Source organism: Bifidobacteriaceae bacterium (assembly GCA_031281585.1).
Lineage (GTDB): Bacteria > Actinomycetota > Actinomycetes > Actinomycetales > WQXJ01 > JAIRTF01.
In genome coordinates this window covers 1-17872 of record JAITFE010000021.1, presented here as the reverse complement: position 1 = coordinate 17872, position 17872 = coordinate 1, and the positions used below count along the sequence as shown (strand labels likewise).

Genomic DNA, 17872 nt, shown 5'->3' with positions numbered 1-17872 from the left:
AAACGACGGCGCGGACCCGCGCGAACAAGTTCCGGCCCTTGACCGTACCTCAAAACCTGGTCTGCCCGCCTACCGCTGGCGCTGGCGCACTTTGACCGGGCCGATTTGATCGCGCGCGGCGATGGTCAAAGTGTCGATGTTGACGTGGGCCGGCTGGGACGCGATCCAGCGCACCGCCTCGGCCACGTCCGCCGCCGTCAAAGGCTCCAAACCTTCGTAGACGGCCGCCGCGGCAGCCGCGTCTCCCCCCAGCCTGACCAGCGAAAACTCCGTCTCCACCAGGCCCGGATCAAGTTCGGTGACGCGCACCGGCGTGTCGGCGAGCTCCTGACGCAGAACGCTGGTCAGGGCCCGCTCGCCAAACTTGGCGGCGTTGTAGCCCCCGCCTCCCACATACGGGTAGTGCCCGGCGATCGAGACCACGTCGATCACCAGTCCCGCCGGAGCCGCCAACAGTCTTGGCAGCAACGCCTTCGTCATCCGCACCGTGCCCAGCACGTTGGTGGCGAACATCCACTCCCATTCGGCCGGATCGGCGTCGGCTATCTTGGTGACCCCTTTCGCGCCCCCGGCGTTGTTGACCAGCAAATCGCACCGGTCGACCGCCGCCGCCAATTCGTCCACCGAGGCCTGGTCCGTCACGTCAAGGCGCGCGCCAACGCTGCCGTTGCCCAGTTCTTCCGCCAATCGGCGAACCCGTTCCACCCGGCGGGCCCCGCAAACCACCCGCCAACCGTCGCCGGCCAAAGCCCTCGCCGACGCTTCGCCAATTCCGCTGGAAGCCCCAGTCACAACCGCCGTTCTCATTCGCCGCCCCCTTTTTCCCCTCAATCCGCACGTCGTTATGGACGCTTTCGAGGGTACCGGCCGGATGGCATGAGGCGAGCGCCGCGGCCTGACCGCCGCCTTTGGCAATTCGGCGCCGGCCGGGGCCGGACGCCTCGATTGCCCGCCGGATCTCACGGGTCGCCGCGCCAGCCGCCGTCGGTTTGACCACCCGCGCCCGATGCCGTTCGCCGCCGCCGCCAAACACAGTCAATTTCAGAAGGCGGCAATTTGGGCAATCCGCCTCTATAGCTGGTCTTTACCGTCCCGCAGTTGGCGCCCACGGGATTTAGGGGCCAAACTTGAAGCGGTAACAACCCCTTCAGGAGGTCGTCATGACAACGCCACCCCCACAACCATGGAATCAGCCCCCGCCGGACGGCACCGTGCCCCAGGCGAATCCGGGCTTCACCCCGCCGAATGCCCAGGCGGGACAACCTGGCGGCCTGTGGTCGTCGCCGCCCGGCGCGCCTCAGCCTGACCCGGCGGCGCCCCCGCCCGGCGCTTACGGCGCTGGGCCCGCCCAACCGGACCAATTCGGTCAACAAAACCAATACGCCCAACCCGGTCCTTACGGCCCAGACCCGCAATACGGCCAGCCGGAACCGGCGGGGCAGCAGGGCCAATTCGGGCAACCGGATCCCTACAGCCAAGGGGCGGGAGCCTACGGGCCGCCAGGCCAATACGGCCAGCCGGAACCGCCGGGGCAACAGACACAATTCGGGCAACCGGGCCCTTACAGCCAGGGGGCGGAGGCATACGGCCCGCCCAGCCAATACGGCCAGCCGGAACCGCTGGGGCAGCCTCCGGCTCAATTCGGCCAACCCGATCCGTCTGGCCAACCGGGGACATACGGGCAGCCGGGCGCTCCTGGGCAGGCGAACGCGGGCGCGCCGGACGGCATCGGGCAAGGGGTTCCCGCCCAGCCGCCCGGCACGTACCTGGCGTCCGACGGCAACTACTACCCGCTGGCCGGCCAGCCGGGCTTTGGCGGTCCGGGCGGAGTGGAGGCGATCCCGCCGAAGCGCAAGAAGCGCGGCGCGCTGGTGGCGGCGGCCGTGGTCGTGGCCCTGGTCGTGGCCGGAGGCGCCGCCTACGCGGTCTTGGGCCTGCGGGGCGGCGGCGGGGCGGGCAGCCCCGAAGACGCGGCTGAGGCGTTGCTGCAAGACCTCACATCCCTGGACTACGCCAAGGTCGTGGCCCACGTGGCGCCGTCTGAGCAGACCCTGCTCGAACCAGCCGCCGAACTGGCGGAGGAGCAGGTGGACCAGACTGACCAGGGCAAGCAGGCGCAAGCGATTTGGAACGACATCAAGGCGGCGCTGACAATCGAGTTCAAGGAGCTGACCTTCTCCAGCACGAACCTCGCCGAGGGCGTGGATAGGACGGCGGTGACCGGCGGCACCATTTCCCTTGACGCGGACACCGCGAAGCTGACCACGGCGGTCTTGGACTTGTATGACTTGGCCGCGGAGTCGGCGGGCGGAAGCTACCTGGACGTGGGGGAGCTTTCCGAATCCGACGTGCGTGAGCAGATCGAAGGCTTCTTCCCGGTCACCAAGGGTGTTGACGACTTGGCCTCAGCGGCCGGACTGGACGACTTGTTCCTGGTCACGGTCGAAGAAGACGGCAAGTGGTTCACCTCGGTCTCCATGACGGCCGCCCAATACGCGTATGAGTCGGCCGGACTGGACAACGCCAACCTGGGCGACCCAATCCCGGACGGTGAGATGAAGGGCGGCTCAAACCCGGAGCAGGCTCTGGAGAACCTCACCGCCGCGTTGCGCGCGGCCGGCAACACGGGCGATCTGCGCGAACTCGCCAAGGCTCTCCCGGTGGCCGAATCGCGACTGTTGGCCGTCTACGGGCCGGCGATCGCCGAAGAAGCGGGAGGCCTTGACCTGGGGGGCTTGTCCGCCCTCGAGAAACTGACCGGGACGAAGCACTCAGACGTCGCCGGGCACGCCCGCATCACCATTGACTCCTTGATCGTGTCGCCGTTGGTGGAACTGACCCGCGCGGAGAACGTCTGGTCCCTGGTGGCCGGGGACGACTACTCGAAGCTGACGCTCACCCTGACCCAGGCGAGCGACAAGGAGTGGCAGATCGACGGCACCTCCACAAGCGAATGGAACGGGGAAGAGACCTTCGACGGCTCAATCGAGGTGCCGGAGAAGGGCGTCTTCGATCTTCGTATCTCGACTTCGGAGGGCGACGTCTCCATGACCGTCAAAGACGGCTGCGTCGCATATGAGGCCGGGGGCTTCGCGGAGGACCTGTGCGGAAGCGAACTGGGCTTCGACTTGGAGGACACGCCGCTGAACCAAATCGAGAAGCTGCCTGACCTCAAGGCCCTGCTGGCCCTCAGCGCGGTCAAGGGCGCAGGCGGCGACTGGTACATCTCGCCGACCGCGTCCCTGTTCGACCTGGCGGCGGTTCTGAACACCGAGCTCAAGTAGCGCCCGGAACAAAGCACCGACCGCCGAACGCGTGGACGCCGTGAGTGAACGAACTGGCGGCGCCCACGCGTTCGGGAGGACCATGGTGATGTGAACCGGCTGGTCGGCGCCCTGGGCGAAGCCTCGACCAGGAGCGAGTGCGCCACCCACGTGGAGGTCACCCCGCCGGGGCCGGGCGCGCGGGCCGACTGGCCGGACTGGACGCCCGAATGGGTGCGCGAAGGCTACGCCGTGCTGGGCGTGCCGCAGCCGTGGGCTCACCAGGTCAAAGCCATGGAGGCGGCCCGGACCGGGCATTGCGTGATCGCCACCGCGACGGGCTCCGGCAAGTCGCTGGCCCTTTGGACGCCGGTCCTGACCGCGCTTGACCAGCCCTACGAGTTGGGCCGGGTGGCGCAGGTGCGCTCCCGCGCTTCGGCCGTCTACCTGGCCCCGACCAAGGCGTTAGCGGCAGACCAGCAGGCCGCACTGCGGGCGCTGCTGAAGGCCGCCCAAGTCGAAGGATTGGAAGTGGCGACCTGCGACGGGGACACGCCCTTGGAGTTGCGCCGGCGCCTACAGGCGAAGGCGGACGTGACGCTCACCAACCCGGATTTCCTGCATTTCTCCCTTCTGCCGGGACATGCCCGCTGGGCTGGCCTTTTGCGGGGGCTGCGGTACGTCATTGTGGACGAGTTGCACGCCTACCGGGGCGTCATGGGCGCCCATGTCGCGTGGGTTGTGCGCCGTCTTCGGCGCCTGGCCCGCCACTACGGCGCGGACCCGTTGTTCCTGGCGGCCTCCGCCACCGTCAGCGATCCGGAGGTGACGTTTGGCCGCCTGATCGGCGAGGACCCGGCCAGCATTGTCGCCGTCACCGAGGACACGGCCGCCCGCGGCGAGCGCACCTTTGTGCTGTGGCGCCCGCCCGGTTACGCCGACGGGTCCGAAGACGCCCTCACTTCGCCCGATGCCGTCAACTCGCCCTTACCCCAACCCGACAGTTTCGGCCGCAGTTCGGCTGGCGACGGTCCGGGTGGCGGTGAACCGAGCCCGCGCGGTGCCGCGGGCGGGGCTGGGGAAGGCGGCGACGGCATCGGCGGCGGTTCGGGTGACGGCGAGGCGCCAACGGCGGCCTTTCGCCGGTCCGCGCCCACCGAGGCGGCCGGGCTGCTGGCCAACTTGGTCGAGACCGGGGCTCGGACGCTGGTGTTCGTCCGGTCGCGCTACTCGGCGGAGTCAGTGGCGAACATGGCCCGCCAATTCCTGGGCGAGCCGCTCGCCGCGCGGGTCGCAACCTACCGTGGCGGATACTTGCCTGAAGAGCGGCGAGACTTGGAGCGGCGGCTGCGCAGCGGAGCGCTGCTGGGCTTGGTCTCCACGACGGCGCTGGAATTGGGGATCGACATAGCCGGGCTGGACGCGGTGGTGACGGCGGGTTGGCCGGGCACGCGGATCGCGCTGAAACAGCAGGCGGGGCGGGCTGGTCGCGCCGGCGGCGACGGCTTGGCGGTCTGGGTGGCGGGCACGGACCCGCTGGACTCCTACTTGGTGACCCACCCGCAGGCGCTGGTCGGGGCGCCGCTGGAGGCCACCGTCTTCGACCCGTCAAATCCTTACGTGGCGGCGCCGCACTTAGCTGCGGCGGCGGCGGAGTGGCCCCTTGACGTGGCTGAATTGCCGACCTTGGACCCCGCGGCGCCCGCTGTCATGGAGGCGTTGGCCGCCACCGGCGCCTTGCGCCTGAGGGGGCGGCGCTGGTTCTGGGTGCTGCCTGAACGGGCGACGGACTTGACGGACCTGCGCCAGTCCGGCGGCGGGGTGGTGCAGGTGGTCGAGGCGGCCACCGGGCGGGTGCTGGGCACCGTCGACGCGGCCAGCGCGCCGGCCGCCGTCCATCCCGGCGCGGTCTACCTGCACCAAGGCGACTCATTCCTGGTGGAGGAACTCGACCTGGATGGCGGGGCGGCGCTGGTCAGGCAGACGCAGCCGCGCTACCGGACCATGCCGCTGCACCAATCGAGCGTCGCGGTGGTCGAGGACCGCGACCATGTGGCCGACAAGCGGGCGGAATGGCATTTCGGGCTGGTCGACGTGACCGGTCGCGTGACCGGATTCATGCGCCTGCGCACGCCGGGGCTGGAGCGGATCGACAGCGTTCGGCTCGACATGCCCGAATCGGTCCTCCGGACGGCCGCGACCTGGATTGTCATCCCGCCTCGTACTTTGGCCGAGGCTGGTCTGGACGCCGCCGAGGTGCCCGGCGCGCTCCATGCGGCCGAACACGCCAGCATTGGCCTCCTGCCGCTGCTCGCCACCTGCGACCGCTGGGACCTGGGCGGGCTGTCAAGTGCAGCCCATGAGGACACCGGCGAGGCCACCATCTTCATCCACGACTCGGTGCCCGGCGGGGCCGGCTTCGCCGAACGGGCCTACCGCCGCCGCGCCGCCTTGCTGGCAGCCGTCCGCTCGCTGCTGGCCGAATGCCCGTGCGAGGACGGCTGCCCTTCCTGCGTCCAGTCCCCCAAGTGCGGCAACGGCAATCAGACACTGTCAAAAGCGGGAGCCCTGGCCCTGGTGGCGACTCTGTCCAAGGACCACGGGTCCACCCTGTGAGATTCGGCCACTTTGGGGCCTGGCCCCAAAGTGTCTGATTTCACATGCTGGACAGGGGGCATGGGTTGCCCTGCTGGCGACTCGGCCCAAGGAACTCGCGCGTGGTTGACGGCACAGGATCCGCTGCTGAACGCCCAACGGCGGATCCCGTCCGCGGCTTGCGTCCAGCGGCGGATCCTGTACAAGTCTCGCGCCGAGGGGCGGATTCTGTCCGGGACGATTCCCGTTTGCGCTGGTCACAGGCCCGGCGCTGGGCGTGAAACGGACAAAGGACGCCACTCGGCGGGGTTGAGGGGCCCGGACGGCACAGCAGACACCACTCCGCATGGTTGACTGCACAGGATCCACCACCCGACGCCCCTCGGACGGATCCTGTTCCATTGAGCCATCGAGGGGTGGAGCCCGAGCCGAGGCTTCCGTCCAGCGATGGTTCACCGGCGCGCTGCCGACTGCGACCGACACCCGTGACCGGCCCGACACCACGCGGAGTCGTGCCGACGCAAATCGCGATGGTCAGACGCCACGACTCGGCGTGCGCCACCCGCTGCCGTTCGGCCCACCAAAAAAGGGCGGCCAGGCAGGCACGCTTTCGGCTTTGAACGTCTGTCGAGGGCTCTTCCAGAGTCATCCCAGAACTGTGCTGTGCGCGGTATGTTATCAGCACCAAATTCAGCGCGGACTGCGGACTTGTCGGTTTCCGGCTTGCCGTGCTATCTTCCTTTCAACCGCGGCGACCAGGCCCTGGGAGAGTCACTCGCGGTACCGCTATTTCGCCGCTTGGGGCTGTCGCCCATTCGAAAGGAGTCATCCCCCGATGACAAGAACCAAGAAACTCCTATCGCTGCTCATCTCGACGCTGGCACTCAGTGCTGTCGTCCTCACCGGTGGGGCGATCGGCCCTAACACCACGACCGCCCAGGCGGCTCAAACCGCCGCAATTCCATATTGCAATGGCACGGTCTCGTACGCCTACAGCTCGTCCTACAAAATCGTCGTCCCTGTGAGCATCGTCAACTCAAAGGCGTCGCAGTACTGTCAGATCGGCCTGAACGCGCAAGGGTCACACGTCAAAGCTGTGCAAAACGGGACACTGTACTGCCACCATAAGTCCATCGGGCCAGCCGGCGTGGACGGCATTTACGGCAACGACACCCGTGCAGGCGTCAAGAAGGTCCAAGCCGACATCGGCGCCGGTCAAGACGGCTGGTACGGCCCAGAGACACACAATAAGGGCTTCAAGTTCTACACTTCCTGCAAGACGGACCCGGTGAAAGCCTGAGTTGCGACCTGGTTGTCTTTTGAGATGATCAATTTGACTGGCGGGGGCGAGTTTCCCTTGAGTGCTCCCTCCGGCACGCGGAAGCCGACCGGCCTGCGAAGATTCCTACTGATTGGGTCTTCCGCAGGCCGGTCGTGTTTCGCTGCGATTGTTCTGCTCTTGTTTGCTGCTGCTTGCAGCGACTCCGAATCCGACGCAAGTCCCGTCACTGGTTCCGCAGCCGCGAGTTCACCACCTGATAGCGCAGCGTTTACCGATTTCGACGATTCTTTGGCGCAGACGTCGAAGCTGCTGATTGCCGGTCCCATGCCGTTGGACCCCTACCGGCCTTACTCTGACGTCCCAGACGTCGGCGAGGACCAGCGGGCGCTGAACAAGGCCCGCTACGACGCGATCTCCTTGGAGACGGCAGCCTGCATGGCGCGGAGCGGCTTTGAGTACTGGCCTGAGGAAGATGTCGACGCGACCGTTTATTCAGTGAGCATCAACGGCCCGGCGTTTGCCTCCGTGCCCGTGCTTCCCGCATCGCGGGCGCCCGCAACCGAGTCCGGCTACGGGCGCTCCGCCCCGGCGGACGTGCCGCAGCCGGACCAAGTCGCAGCCAACCGCAGCTATTTTGATGGGCTGACCGCATCGGGGCAAGCCGCCTACAACATGGCCTTGTACGGTGCAGAGTCGCCCGACAATCCGGAAACCGAAAACGGGTGCGCCTCCCGCGCCGCAGCCGCGCATCCTGAGCCATCCCCCAATTCGCGCGCTCAGGCGGTGGCCCAGTTCCAGGAGGACTTCGGGGCGCTTCAGCAAGCCATGGCGGACCTCGTCCTCTACGGTGTAATGGACTCTCGAGACGGGGTCGCGTTAGACCGGGAATGGTCCGCTTGCATGGCTTCCTCCGGCCTTGACCTGAACGTTGACATGCCTATGCTGCCATCCGGGCCGAACCCCCACTATGCCTTGGTGCTGGCGTTGCGGACGCTGCCGGACGGTTCCCTGGGGAAGTCTTGGCTCAATTATCAAGGCGACGAGTTCACTCCCCCGGAAGAGCGCACCCTGCTCGGTTCCCAACCCGAAATCGACATTGCCTTGGCAGACTTCGACTGCCGCGCTTCGATGGATTACGACAATCGTCTGGTGGAGATCCAGCGCAAGCTGGAGCAGGAGTTCGTCAACCAGCACAAGACCGAACTCGACCAGATGGTGGCTGCGTACCAGCAAGCGACGAGCGAATAGCTGCAAACCGGAGGCCCGGCGGCGTTCGGAGCCCGGCGAGGCTGGCCTTCGGACACCCCAATTGTCTGCATCGCGCAGACAATTTCGCGCTACTCGACCGGTACGATCAAAACGGTCGAGCTTGATCTTAATTGCAGCTCATACGAACACCTGAGGAGTGAGAACGTTATTGGAAAGTCGATATCACGTGGTGTTCAATGAATTTCTGGATAAACCTTAGGCAATAGCCGACACGGCACCTGATATCCGCCAATAGACGGCCCGTTCCCCGGATAATTGGATTGTCAAAAACACCAATTGTCCGAAAGGAGCGGGCCGATGGACCCACAATACACGACAGGGCTTACGGAAGACGAATTCGAGGAATTGCTGGAGGGGGTCCCCGAGATCATGGAGCAAAAGGGATTGCCGACGGCCCCGCCCCGCACCGGACGGCCCTGGTCGCTGGACCTGCGCGGCCAGTTGCGGCTCACCCTGACGCTGCTGCGCGCCAACACCACCCAGGGGCTGGCCGCCGGCTTCTTCGGCGTGTCCCAGCCGTCGGTCTCCCAGATCAAGTCCAGGCTCGAGCCGATCATCGACCTGGCGTTGTCGTGCACCGGGATCCCGCTCGGCGAGGCTGCCGCCACCAGGCCCCTCGTCGTCGACGGCACGTACGTGCCGACCAGGAACCGGAAGGCTGCGGGCCGGTCGAACTACTCCGGCAAACGCCACTGCCAGTGCCTGTCCGTCCAGGTCGCGTGCGACCTCGAAGGCGGCCTGATCGCCGTGTCGGATCCGGTCCCCGGCGCCCGCCACGACGCCGCCGCGATCGAGCTGACCGGCTGGCGGGCGACCCTGGAGGACGCGAACTGGCTGGCCGACCCGGCCTACAGCGCCACCAACGCGATCACCCCAGTCAAAAGGAAACCTGGCCGGCAGCTCCACGAATCCGACAAAGCGTTCAACAAACAAGTGTCCCATTTCAGATGCGTCGTCGAACGCTACATATCCCACCTGAAGAACTGGCGGATACTTACCCACGGATACCTCCGGCAACTCAAGAAACTCCCATTCATCATCGCACTCGTCGCGAAACTCGAACTCTACCGGATCGGATGGTAAACAAAATGGAGGTTGCTAATAGGGTTCCGAGAACCATTGCGTTGTTTTCAAGAGGGAAGGGTTTGTTCGGCTCGAAGCCGTCGCAGCCCCCTGCGTCCCCATCCGATCCGCGAGCTACCAGCGGAACTGTGGAACCGGTCCCGCCACCGACCGGCGCTCCTGCCCCGGACGCAGAAGCGAGGCGCGACTTCAGCGTGGTGGTCGATCACGTGGTTGACAAACTTGGGCGTGGAGCGTACGCCATAGGAGTCGTCAAAGGCGCGAGCATAGCGAGCGGCGACAGCGCATTCATCCTCAAACGCGGCAGCGAACCGATCGCGACGGTAATAATGGAGATCAGAGACCACGTGGAGACGCCAAGCCACCGAGAACAAGGCGCCGTCGGCGATCGGGTGGCTCTGCTGCTTCGCGGGGTAAGGGCGAGCGAGGTCGCCCAAGGCGATGTCATCTCCGCCACCGAAACCGAACAGACCGGGATCCGCGATCAACAACCCGCCCCGGCCAGGTCGGCAGGCGGACCAACAAGGTCAGCGGATGAGCTAAAGGGCCTGGTCGGCTCGATGTCCATGGACGAACTGATCGCCTTCATCAAGGGACTCACGTCAGAAGAGGAGTTCGTCGGGGCCTGGCTCATGCTGCTGGGCAAGCTGCAGGAGCATGGCTACAACAAGTTTGAGGCAGCCACTGTGCTGACTGAGTTCGCCGGCGAGAGAATTGGTTCCCAAAGCACGAGCGACATCGCGGGAGCTCTTGTCATGTCGAGCGGCAACGCGGAGCCACATTTGCCCTTGCTGCTGGTGGCTGGGCAGCAATACCAAACTCGCACTTTCGGGAGCGAGTAAGCGGCCGGTGGCCAGGCCGTCATGGACATGCTGTCGCAGTTGATTTCACGGACGCCGCCGATCCCACCCTGAACTCATCCGTTCCCATGAGGGGCTCCGGCAGGGAAGCGCGCACGGTTGACGGCCCCTGCCGTCATTCGGCCCGATGCGAAGGTCTGCTACGGCGGCCCAGCCTGCGCTGACGCAACCGCGCTCCGGGTGCCGAACGGCGGCAACTGGACTGTGAGGCGACAGGTCACGGTCAGGCGATCGGGTGGTGCCCGCACGCATTCAGTTTGGTCGGCGCCCATCAATTGGGCGACTTGCCCGCTGGCCTGGCAGGCCGCAGCTAGATCTTGGCCGTCGATCAGGGCCTGGGCGCCCCCCAGAGCGGCTAGGTCCGCAGCAGTCACGGCCCGCTCGCGCGCTATCAGCGCGCCCGCGACTGTGGCCAGGGCCAGTGCGGCGGCAGCCAAAGCCCCGACCAGGCCAACCGCCAACACGGTGCCGGAACCTCGGTCACGTTGCGCGCAATCGTCACCAAGGACCGCGCCTCGGCTCCTGCCCGACTGCGGCCGTTGCAGGTTCGCCCGCATCAGCATTCCTCCTGCGCCCCAGCTGCTCGACCGCAGCCCGCGTGCTGAACCTCAGCCGCGCGCCGCAGCACCCGCGTCCGCACTTCTGCCGCGCCCCGGTTACGCACCCGCCGCCTGCGCGTTCAGCCGCAGCCGCGCGCGGGTTCGCAGGCCGCTACCGCCTCCGCGTGGGCCAAACGATGGCCGAAGGGCGGCACGGGTACCGCGCGGGCGCAAGTCACCCGGACCAGACCGTCGCCGCGGCTGACCTGCACCGTCACCCCGCCGCCCGCGACTGCTTGAGCCGCTGCCTGGATTTCGGTGTCGTTTTGGCCCAGCGCAGCAGCGCGAGCGCCAGCCCGCGCTCCTCCGGCCACCGCCAGCTGGCTCACCGCCGCCGAGCCGATCACCAGCACTATAGCCATGAGCCCAACCACGGCGGGCAGCGTCAATGCCAGTTCGGCGGTGATGCTCCCCCGGTCGGAACGACCGGCCACTAGCCAAGAGCCCGTTCGACAATGGCCAACAGCCAGCCGCGCACGGTGTCCGATTGGAGGATGGCCAAGAGCAGGCCGGCGAAGCCTGCGGCGGTCAGGATCGCGATGGCGTATTCAGCCGTTATGCCCCCAGCCTCCGGGTCCTCTCCCAACAACCCAGCGGCGGTCAGTCGATCCTCATCCAATGGCTGCCAACAGCTCAGAATCCGAGCAATAGCTTTCATGTGCGGTCGCCTTTCCGGCTTGGTCCAGTGATCTACCCAGCCAACATCACCAACCCACGGGCTCCGGCCCAGAAACAAAAGCCTTGTGGACAACCGGCCCGCAGCGCCGTCACAGACCCGGCAGCAACGCCCCGGCGAAGGACAAGACCACCGGCACCAGGCCCAGCGCGATGAAAGCGGGCAGGTAGCAGAGTCCGAGCGGCGCCATCAAGTGAACCCCAAGACGCGCGGCGCCTTGGGCGAGTCGACGCCGTTCCGCCCGCACCGCCCTGGCGGCCGCGCCCGCCAGCAGCGGACCCGCCTCCGCGCCGGATTCCCAAACCGGCCGCAAGACCCGGCACAACACATCCGCGAAGCCGTCCCCGGCCGACCCCCAGGCCGCATCCCAACTGCGCCCCGCCGCCAGCCCACGCCCAGCTTCAGCCAAAGCGGACCCCACTCGTCCCGGCCAAGCCCCGCCCACCTCGACCAGAGCGGCGGGAAGCACCAGCCCGGCCCGCAGCGCCGCCCCCAGGATGGCTGCCACCAGCGGATCGGTGCTGGCCGGACGCGAGGCCGACCGGACCAAAACGCCCGACCACACCCTGCCAAGCGCCAGCAACCCCAGGCCGACCACCAAAGCCACGGTGCCCGCGCCGCCGCCAATCAGCACCGGCACTGGAGACGCGCCCATCGCCGTCCCCAGCACCAATCCGAGCAACGGCAAGAACTGCAGCAGACGCGCGCTCGACTTGGGCCCGGCCATCGCGGCGGCCAGGGCATCGGCGGTCTCTTGCGCGTCGGCCAGCGCCTCAGCCACCGACCCGAGGAGCACCGCTGTGGAGGCCCCAGCCCTGGTCGCCACCCGGTGCACCGCGGCGATGGCCGCCGCGAACTGCCCAACGGGGGTCCGCTCAAGCCGCTTGGCCCACGCGGCCAACTGGTCGGCATCGGCGGCTGGGCCGAGCAGCGGCTCCCACAGCCGGGACCCCGCCACCCCGGCCTTCGCCAAAGCGGCGACCTGCTCGACCGCCTCCGCCAACCACTCCAGCGTCAATTCGGCGCCAGCCCCGGACCGGACTCCGCCGCTTGGCGACTCCGAACCTCTCATGAGCGCGCCAGGCGCCGTTCCAGCGCCGCCCAACCCGGCCCCCGCGAAAGACCCGAAGGCCCGAAGAGCAGGGCGGTGCGGGCCACCAATTCACCCTCCACCAGCTCAAACGCCGCCAACTCGGCCACCACCCGGCGGCCGTCGGGACGTCGCGCCAAGTGCACCACCGCACCGAGCGCGGCGGCGGCCTGAACCGCCACGGTGCGCCCGTCCAACCCCGCCAGCGACCCGAGCGCGACCAGGCGGGCGGGCACGTCCCGGCAGGAGTTGGCGTGGATGGTCGCGGCCGAACCGTCGTGGCCGGTGTTGAGCGCCGTCAAAACCTCCCGCACCTCCGGTCCTCGGCATTCGCCAAGCACAATCCGGTCCGGCCGCATCCGCAGCGACTCGCGGACCAGGTCGGTCAGGGAAACCAGCCCGGTCCCCTCGGCGTTGGCGTTCCGGGCCTCCAAACGCACGCAATGCGGATGGCCGGTGATGATTTCCTGCGCCTCCTCGATCACCACGATCCGCTCGGCGGGGGACGCCAAAGACACCAACGCGGCCAGCAAAGTGGTCTTGCCGGCCCCCGTCGCGCCCGAAACCATCAAATTGACGTGCCCATCCACCAACGCGCGCAGGGCCGCCGCGCCATCCGCGCAAAAGGTGCCCTGGGCCGCCAGATCTTCCAAAGTCAAGGCCTGGCGGCGGAAGACCCGGAAGGATATCAGCGGACCACCCGGCGCGACCGGCGGCACCACGGCGTGCATCCGCACACCGCCTGGGAGGTGGACGTCGACCATCGGGGCGGCATCGTCCAAGCGCCGGCCGCCTTGGGCCGCGAGCCGCACGGCCAACGACCTGACCGCCGCCTGGTCACCCAGATGGACGGCCGCGCGCCGCAGGCCCCCCACTCCGTCCACCCAAACCGATTGCGGCCCGTTGACCAGGACGTCCGTCACTCCCGGGTCGGACAGCAAGGCGGTCAGAGCGGCCGGCGCGGCCAGGTCCCTCACCATTCCTCCGCGAAAGCCGCAGGCTCGAAGGCGGGCAGCGAGCGCCTTCTGGTCCGGCGGGCGCGCCGCGCGGGCGGCGCCGGGTCCGTGGCCGCCTCTCCGCCGCCAACCCATCCGGCCAAGTCGTTGGCGGCCCGCGCCAGCCTGCCTTTCGCCCGGTCGCCCGGGGTGACGCCGTGGACCAGACTCGCGGTGAACGCCCTCTCGTCGCCAATGGTGAAGACACGGCCGCCGATGCCGTCCGCCACCTCCCCAGCCCCCAGTCCGCCCCGGAGCTCCCGCACGGCGACGCAGAAGTCCAGTCCCAGCTCCGCCAAGTCTGCGGCCACCGCGGCCAACGCCGCCGCTCCGGCCGGGTCGGCCCGCGCCACGACCACCCGGCGGTCCGCCCAACTGGCGGCACGCCAAGCCCCTCCGGGCGCTCCCAACCCGGCGTCCAACACGGTGTATCCGCCCGGCGCCCGCTCTTCCCACACCTCCAGCGCTTGGCGGACACGCCAGGCGGGCACGTCTTCCGGCGGCGCTTCGGCCTCCAGCAACTCCACCCCCTGGACCATGTGCGGGACGGCCGCGCCCGCGCCCGGCGGAGGTTCGAAGGACTCGGCCCAACTCCGGGCGCCTTCCACGGCCAGGAGGGGGCCAATCGGCGCGCCAGCCCGGTTCAGACTGGCCAGGCGCACGCTTGTCCGGCGGCCCGACCGCGCGGCGAGGGCCAGCGCCAAAGCCACCGCCAGACAACTGGCGCCCGCCCCGCCGTGGGCGCCTATCACCCCGACCCGCCGGGCGGCGCCGGAAGGGCGGCAGCAGTCTTCGACCAGGTGGGTGAGTTGGCGGGCCGACTGGGGCAGGACCAGGCATTCGCCCGCCGCCCGTGAGTGGTCGCCCAGCGCCGCCAGCACCACGCGGCATTCCGGCCTGAGGCGCGCCGCGGCGTTCGCGGCCGCCGGGTCCACGTCATGGCCGCAAACCAGAACCCGCGGCGGGGCTGGCAACAACGCGAGTTGCTCCGGGGCGGTCAGTTGCTGAACCGCCGCGCCCGCTTCCCAGATGGCCCGTGTGGCAGCTTCAACCAGGCCGGAGTCTTCGGTCATGAGGGCCACTTGGGGGATCGGCACAGCCAAAGAATGGGGCATCCGGGCGACGGAAGCCACCAACCGCCGCCGTTCCTGTGGATGACATCGGCTCTTCACATCTGCCAAAATCCTTGGAATGACCGACCAGCCCGCCACGCCGAAGAAGCCCGCCGCCTTTTTCGATCTGGACAAGACGATCATCGCCCGCAGTTCGACTCTCGCCCTGACCTCGACCCTGATCGCCGAGGGCATGCTCCGGCGGCGGACCGTGCTCCGCTCCGCCTACGCCCAGGCCACCTATCAACTCGGCGCGGCGGGTCAATCGCAATCGGAGCGGCTGCGACACCTGCTGGGCGGGGTGATCGCGGGCTGGGACGCCAGCCGTCTGGCCCGCCTGGCGCGCGAGCGATTGGCCGCCATAGTGGGCCCGCAGGTCTTCAGCGAGGCGGCGGAACTGATCCAGTCGCATCGCGACGCCGGCCGGGACGTGGTGATCGTCTCAGCCTCGAGCCGCGAATTGGTCGAGCCTATCGGCGCCATGCTGGGCGCGGACCACTGCCTGGCCACCCGCATGGAGGTCAAAGACGGCCGCTACACCGGCGGCGCCGACTTCTTCAACTACGGCCCCGCCAAGGTCGAAGCCATAACCGCGCTCGCCGAGAGGGAGGGCTACGACCTGGCGCAGTCGTTCGCCTATTCCGATTCGATAACCGACTTGCCGATGCTTGAGGCGGTGGGCCACCCGGCCGTGGTCAATCCCTCGCGCGCCCTGCGGCGAGTGGCCGAATCCCGCGGCTGGGAGGTTGTGCATTTCGCCGCCCCAAACTCCGTGCGCGCGGAAAACCACCGCTTTGCCGCGACCAGCCTCGCGGCGGTTCTGGTCTCAGCCGCCCTGGGGGCGGCAACGGTCTGGGCCTGCCGGCGCCTCCGGGCCCGGCGTTCGGCGCGCCGATCAGGGATCAATGCCGCCGGGTAGACGGCCTCGCCCCGCGCACAGCCTGGCGCTCATTCCGCCTTTGCGCCAGACCTGGGCTCCCCGGCCAGTTGGCGGCGACCTTCACCCGGCGACGGCGGCAGAGCCGACGCGGCTGCGGCGACCAAACTTGCACGCACTCAGCGACTAAACTTGCACAGACCCGGCGGCCAAACTTGCGCAGACCCGGCGACCAAACTTGCACGGGACGTGGCAGAATGGGGACCATGAGCCATGCGCTGCAGTCTCCTTTGGGCCGCCTCTTGCCCCGCCACGCGGGCCCTGGCGTGGTCGAGGCGCTGGGCGACACGCGAGTTGTCTTGGTCAACGGCGCCCGCCAATGCGGCAAGTCGACTTTGGTTTCCCAGATTGGCCGCAATCTAAAGGCAAGTTGGCGCAGCCTGGACAACGCGTCCAATCGGCAAGCGGCGGCCTTCGATCCGACCGGGTTTGTCCGGGGAGACGGACTAGTGGTGATCGACGAAATCCAACGGGATCCGGAGCTGCTTCTAGCGATCAAGGAGACGGTGGACGCCGACCCGCGGCCGGGCCGGTTTCTGTTGACGGGTTCGGCCCGTGTTCTTGGCTTGCGCAAACTGCCGGATTCCCTTCCCGGCAGGATGGAGACCATCGAGTTGTGGCCCTTGTCGCAAGGCGAGATCGATGGCCGAGCCGATGGATTTGTGGACGCGGTCTTCGCGGACGGCCCGGAATTCGGTCATCAGTCTGATCAGAACAGAGATGACTACGTGGACCGGATCCTCCGCGGCGGTTTCCCGGCGGCGGTGGCGCGGACCGGAAACAGGCGCGCGGCGTTCTTTAACAACTACATGGCTGACTTGATCAACCGGGATGTCGTCCAACTATCGGCAATCGAGCGCGGCCCTGAGTTGCGCGCGCTCATTCGGCTGCTGGCGGCGCGGTCCGGTCAGTTGCTGGTCCCCGGAAACCTGGCCGGCGAGCTTGGCCTGCCCCAAAGCACGGTTCAGCGTTATCTCAGCCTCATGGAGGAGGTGTTTCTCATCAAGCGCATCCCGGCCTGGTCGCGCAACCTTGGATCTCGCGCTATCTCGACACCCAAAGCGGCGTTCGTCGACTCGGGAATCGCCGCCAACATCTTGGGCCAGGACCAGACAAGTCTGCGGCGAGTCGGTGGCAACGCACTGGGGGGACTCATGGAGGGATTTGTCGCCATGGAGATCGCGCGCCAGTTGACCTGGTCCAAGACCCAAGCCGAGTTGTTTCACTACCGAACCAAAGACAAGACCGAAGTCGACATCCTGCTGGAGAATCGCCGCAGCGAGGTAGTAGCCATAGACGTGAAGGCGTCTACAACGGTACGCCCGGACGACTTCGCCGGCATCAACCATCTCTCCGCCCGCGTGGGCGACGACCTGCTGGCCGGCCTTGTCCTCTACACCGGCCAGACCACGCTCGCGTTCGGCCCCAAGAACCGGGCCGTCCCGATCAGCGCCGTTTGGGAGGCGGATCCCGCCGTGTCCAGCGCCGCCGGCTAAGCACGGCCTGGTGCCACCCCGGAGGCCGCCGCAGACGCCTTGTCATTCGACCAGGAGGTACGGGCGGTCGCTGCGCGAGCTTCCTGATCGACGAGAACGTCAACGAGCAGGTGATGCACGCGTTGCGGGCGGTCTACCCGGATCACCTTTTCGAGACGGTTCGCGGGCAGGGCCTTGGCGGGCAGGAGGATGTCGCCTTGTTCGAAGCGGCCCGATCGGGCGAGTTCGACGCCATCATCACTAAGGACCGCCACCAACTGCGCGTTCCGCGCGAGCGCGCCGCGCTGCGTGAGAACTCGCCGCATTGGGTCGGCTTCGCCCAAAAGCCGATCGCCGGGCTGCGCGGCACGGCGATCGAGACGGCCACCGTGGTGGCGGGGCTGGCTTTCGTTTTGGCGCATCGTGCCACAGAGCCAACCGCGTTCCGGCTCAAGGGCGTGCCGCCCGCAAGGTCTGGGCAAGGTCGTGTTTGGTTGGCGAGCAGTGGGTTGCCGATCCGGTGGCCCCGGACCCGCTCGGCGACGGCGGCGGGCGGGGCTTGCGCCGCCGGCGCCGCCCCTCGCGCCCTGGACGGTCTTCCCGTCCAGGGCGACCGCCTTTCGGCCGCCCGTCTCG

At 67.9% G+C, this 17872-nt stretch carries 15 protein-coding genes and 1 pseudogene; 10 read left to right on the top strand and 6 right to left on the bottom strand.

The annotated features are described in order from the left end of the window. Nucleotides 1-69 precede the first annotated feature (69 nt). Nucleotides 70-807, bottom strand: coding sequence for an SDR family NAD(P)-dependent oxidoreductase (locus LBC97_01800; GenBank protein MDR2564794.1), 738 nt, complete (start codon nucleotides 805-807; stop codon nucleotides 70-72). A 353-nt stretch (nucleotides 808-1160) separates the two neighbouring features. Here LBC97_01800 and LBC97_01795 point away from each other — a divergent pair, with 353 nt between their 5' ends. From LBC97_01795 to LBC97_01770, 6 genes are all read left to right on the top strand, one after another. Further along, nucleotides 1161-3284 (top strand): hypothetical protein, encoded by a 2124-nt coding sequence (locus tag LBC97_01795; GenBank protein ID MDR2564793.1) that lies wholly within the window; start codon nucleotides 1161-1163, stop codon nucleotides 3282-3284. Nucleotides 3285-3374: 90 nt separating this feature from the next. After that, complete coding sequence (locus tag LBC97_01790) at nucleotides 3375-5879, top strand: DEAD/DEAH box helicase (GenBank protein ID MDR2564792.1); 2505 nt, start codon at nucleotides 3375-3377, stop codon at nucleotides 5877-5879. Between the two features lie 814 nt (nucleotides 5880-6693). Continuing rightward, nucleotides 6694-7158: a peptidoglycan-binding protein gene (locus LBC97_01785; GenBank protein MDR2564791.1), complete on the top strand. Its 465-nt coding sequence runs from the start codon at nucleotides 6694-6696 to the stop codon at nucleotides 7156-7158. Between the two features lie 270 nt (nucleotides 7159-7428). Further along, complete coding sequence (locus tag LBC97_01780) at nucleotides 7429-8388, top strand: hypothetical protein (GenBank protein MDR2564790.1); 960 nt, start codon at nucleotides 7429-7431, stop codon at nucleotides 8386-8388. A gap of 318 nt (nucleotides 8389-8706) precedes the next feature. Continuing rightward, nucleotides 8707-9492: a transposase family protein gene (locus LBC97_01775; GenBank protein ID MDR2564789.1), complete on the top strand. Its 786-nt coding sequence runs from the start codon at nucleotides 8707-8709 to the stop codon at nucleotides 9490-9492. A 209-nt stretch (nucleotides 9493-9701) separates the two neighbouring features. Continuing rightward, nucleotides 9702-10334: a hypothetical protein gene (locus LBC97_01770; protein ID MDR2564788.1), complete on the top strand. Its 633-nt coding sequence runs from the start codon at nucleotides 9702-9704 to the stop codon at nucleotides 10332-10334. A 158-nt stretch (nucleotides 10335-10492) separates the two neighbouring features. Here LBC97_01770 and LBC97_01765 read toward each other — a convergent pair whose 3' ends face one another. From LBC97_01765 to LBC97_01745, 5 genes are all read right to left on the bottom strand, one after another. Beyond that, a complete protein-coding gene (locus LBC97_01765; GenBank protein MDR2564787.1) occupies nucleotides 10493-10909 on the bottom strand; it encodes a hypothetical protein in 417 nt (138 codons plus the stop codon). 122 nt (nucleotides 10910-11031) lie between these two features. Then, complete coding sequence (locus LBC97_01760) at nucleotides 11032-11385, bottom strand: hypothetical protein (GenBank protein ID MDR2564786.1); 354 nt, start codon at nucleotides 11383-11385, stop codon at nucleotides 11032-11034. Further along, nucleotides 11385-11609 carry a DUF4244 domain-containing protein gene (locus tag LBC97_01755; GenBank protein MDR2564785.1) on the bottom strand — a complete coding sequence of 75 codons (225 nt, stop codon included), beginning with the start codon at nucleotides 11607-11609 and terminating at the stop codon, nucleotides 11385-11387. The genes LBC97_01760 and LBC97_01755 overlap by 1 nt, the downstream gene beginning before the upstream one ends. Before the next feature lie 109 nt (nucleotides 11610-11718). Further along, nucleotides 11719-12699: a type II secretion system F family protein gene (locus tag LBC97_01750; GenBank protein ID MDR2564784.1), complete on the bottom strand. Its 981-nt coding sequence runs from the start codon at nucleotides 12697-12699 to the stop codon at nucleotides 11719-11721. Further along, nucleotides 12696-13697, bottom strand: a complete 1002-nt coding sequence (locus LBC97_01745) for a TadA family conjugal transfer-associated ATPase (protein MDR2564783.1) — start codon at nucleotides 13695-13697, stop codon at nucleotides 12696-12698. Before LBC97_01745 ends, LBC97_01750 begins: the two co-directional genes overlap by 4 nt. Before the next feature lie 304 nt (nucleotides 13698-14001). On the opposite strand from LBC97_01745, the pseudogene LBC97_01740 reads away from it, so the two are divergent. The 4 genes and pseudogenes from LBC97_01740 to LBC97_01725 all read left to right on the top strand — a co-directional run. Next, nucleotides 14002-14277: pseudogene (locus LBC97_01740) on the top strand (hypothetical protein). 626 nt (nucleotides 14278-14903) lie between these two features. Beyond that, nucleotides 14904-15743, top strand: coding sequence for an HAD-IB family hydrolase (locus LBC97_01735; GenBank protein ID MDR2564782.1), 840 nt, complete (start codon nucleotides 14904-14906; stop codon nucleotides 15741-15743). Between the two features lie 224 nt (nucleotides 15744-15967). Then, nucleotides 15968-17257, top strand: coding sequence for an ATP-binding protein (locus LBC97_01730; GenBank protein ID MDR2564781.1), 1290 nt, complete (start codon nucleotides 15968-15970; stop codon nucleotides 17255-17257). Continuing rightward, nucleotides 17218-17872 (top strand): hypothetical protein (locus tag LBC97_01725; protein ID MDR2564780.1); only part of this gene is annotated, 655 nt, incomplete at its 3' end. The genes LBC97_01730 and LBC97_01725, both read left to right, overlap by 40 nt.

Excerpts from the sequence above, each read along its gene's own strand:
- LBC97_01755 (MDR2564785.1), bottom strand. The coding sequence starts at position 11,609 with ATGAAAGCTATTGCTCGGATTCTGAGCTGTTGGCAGCCATTGGATGAG.
- LBC97_01800 (MDR2564794.1), bottom strand. The coding sequence starts at position 807 with ATGAGAACGGCGGTTGTGACTGGGGCTTCCAGCGGAATTGGCGAAGCG.
- LBC97_01750 (MDR2564784.1), bottom strand. The coding sequence starts at position 12,699 with ATGAGAGGTTCGGAGTCGCCAAGCGGCGGAGTCCGGTCCGGGGCTGGC.
- LBC97_01785 (MDR2564791.1), top strand. The coding sequence starts at position 6,694 with ATGACAAGAACCAAGAAACTCCTATCGCTGCTCATCTCGACGCTGGCA.
- LBC97_01735 (MDR2564782.1), top strand. The coding sequence starts at position 14,904 with ATGACCGACCAGCCCGCCACGCCGAAGAAGCCCGCCGCCTTTTTCGAT.
- LBC97_01745 (MDR2564783.1), bottom strand. The coding sequence starts at position 13,697 with ATGGTGAGGGACCTGGCCGCGCCGGCCGCTCTGACCGCCTTGCTGTCC.
- LBC97_01775 (MDR2564789.1), top strand. The coding sequence starts at position 8,707 with ATGGACCCACAATACACGACAGGGCTTACGGAAGACGAATTCGAGGAA.
- LBC97_01730 (MDR2564781.1), top strand. The coding sequence starts at position 15,968 with ATGAGCCATGCGCTGCAGTCTCCTTTGGGCCGCCTCTTGCCCCGCCAC.
- LBC97_01765 (MDR2564787.1), bottom strand. The coding sequence starts at position 10,909 with ATGCGGGCGAACCTGCAACGGCCGCAGTCGGGCAGGAGCCGAGGCGCG.
- LBC97_01795 (MDR2564793.1), top strand. The coding sequence starts at position 1,161 with ATGACAACGCCACCCCCACAACCATGGAATCAGCCCCCGCCGGACGGC.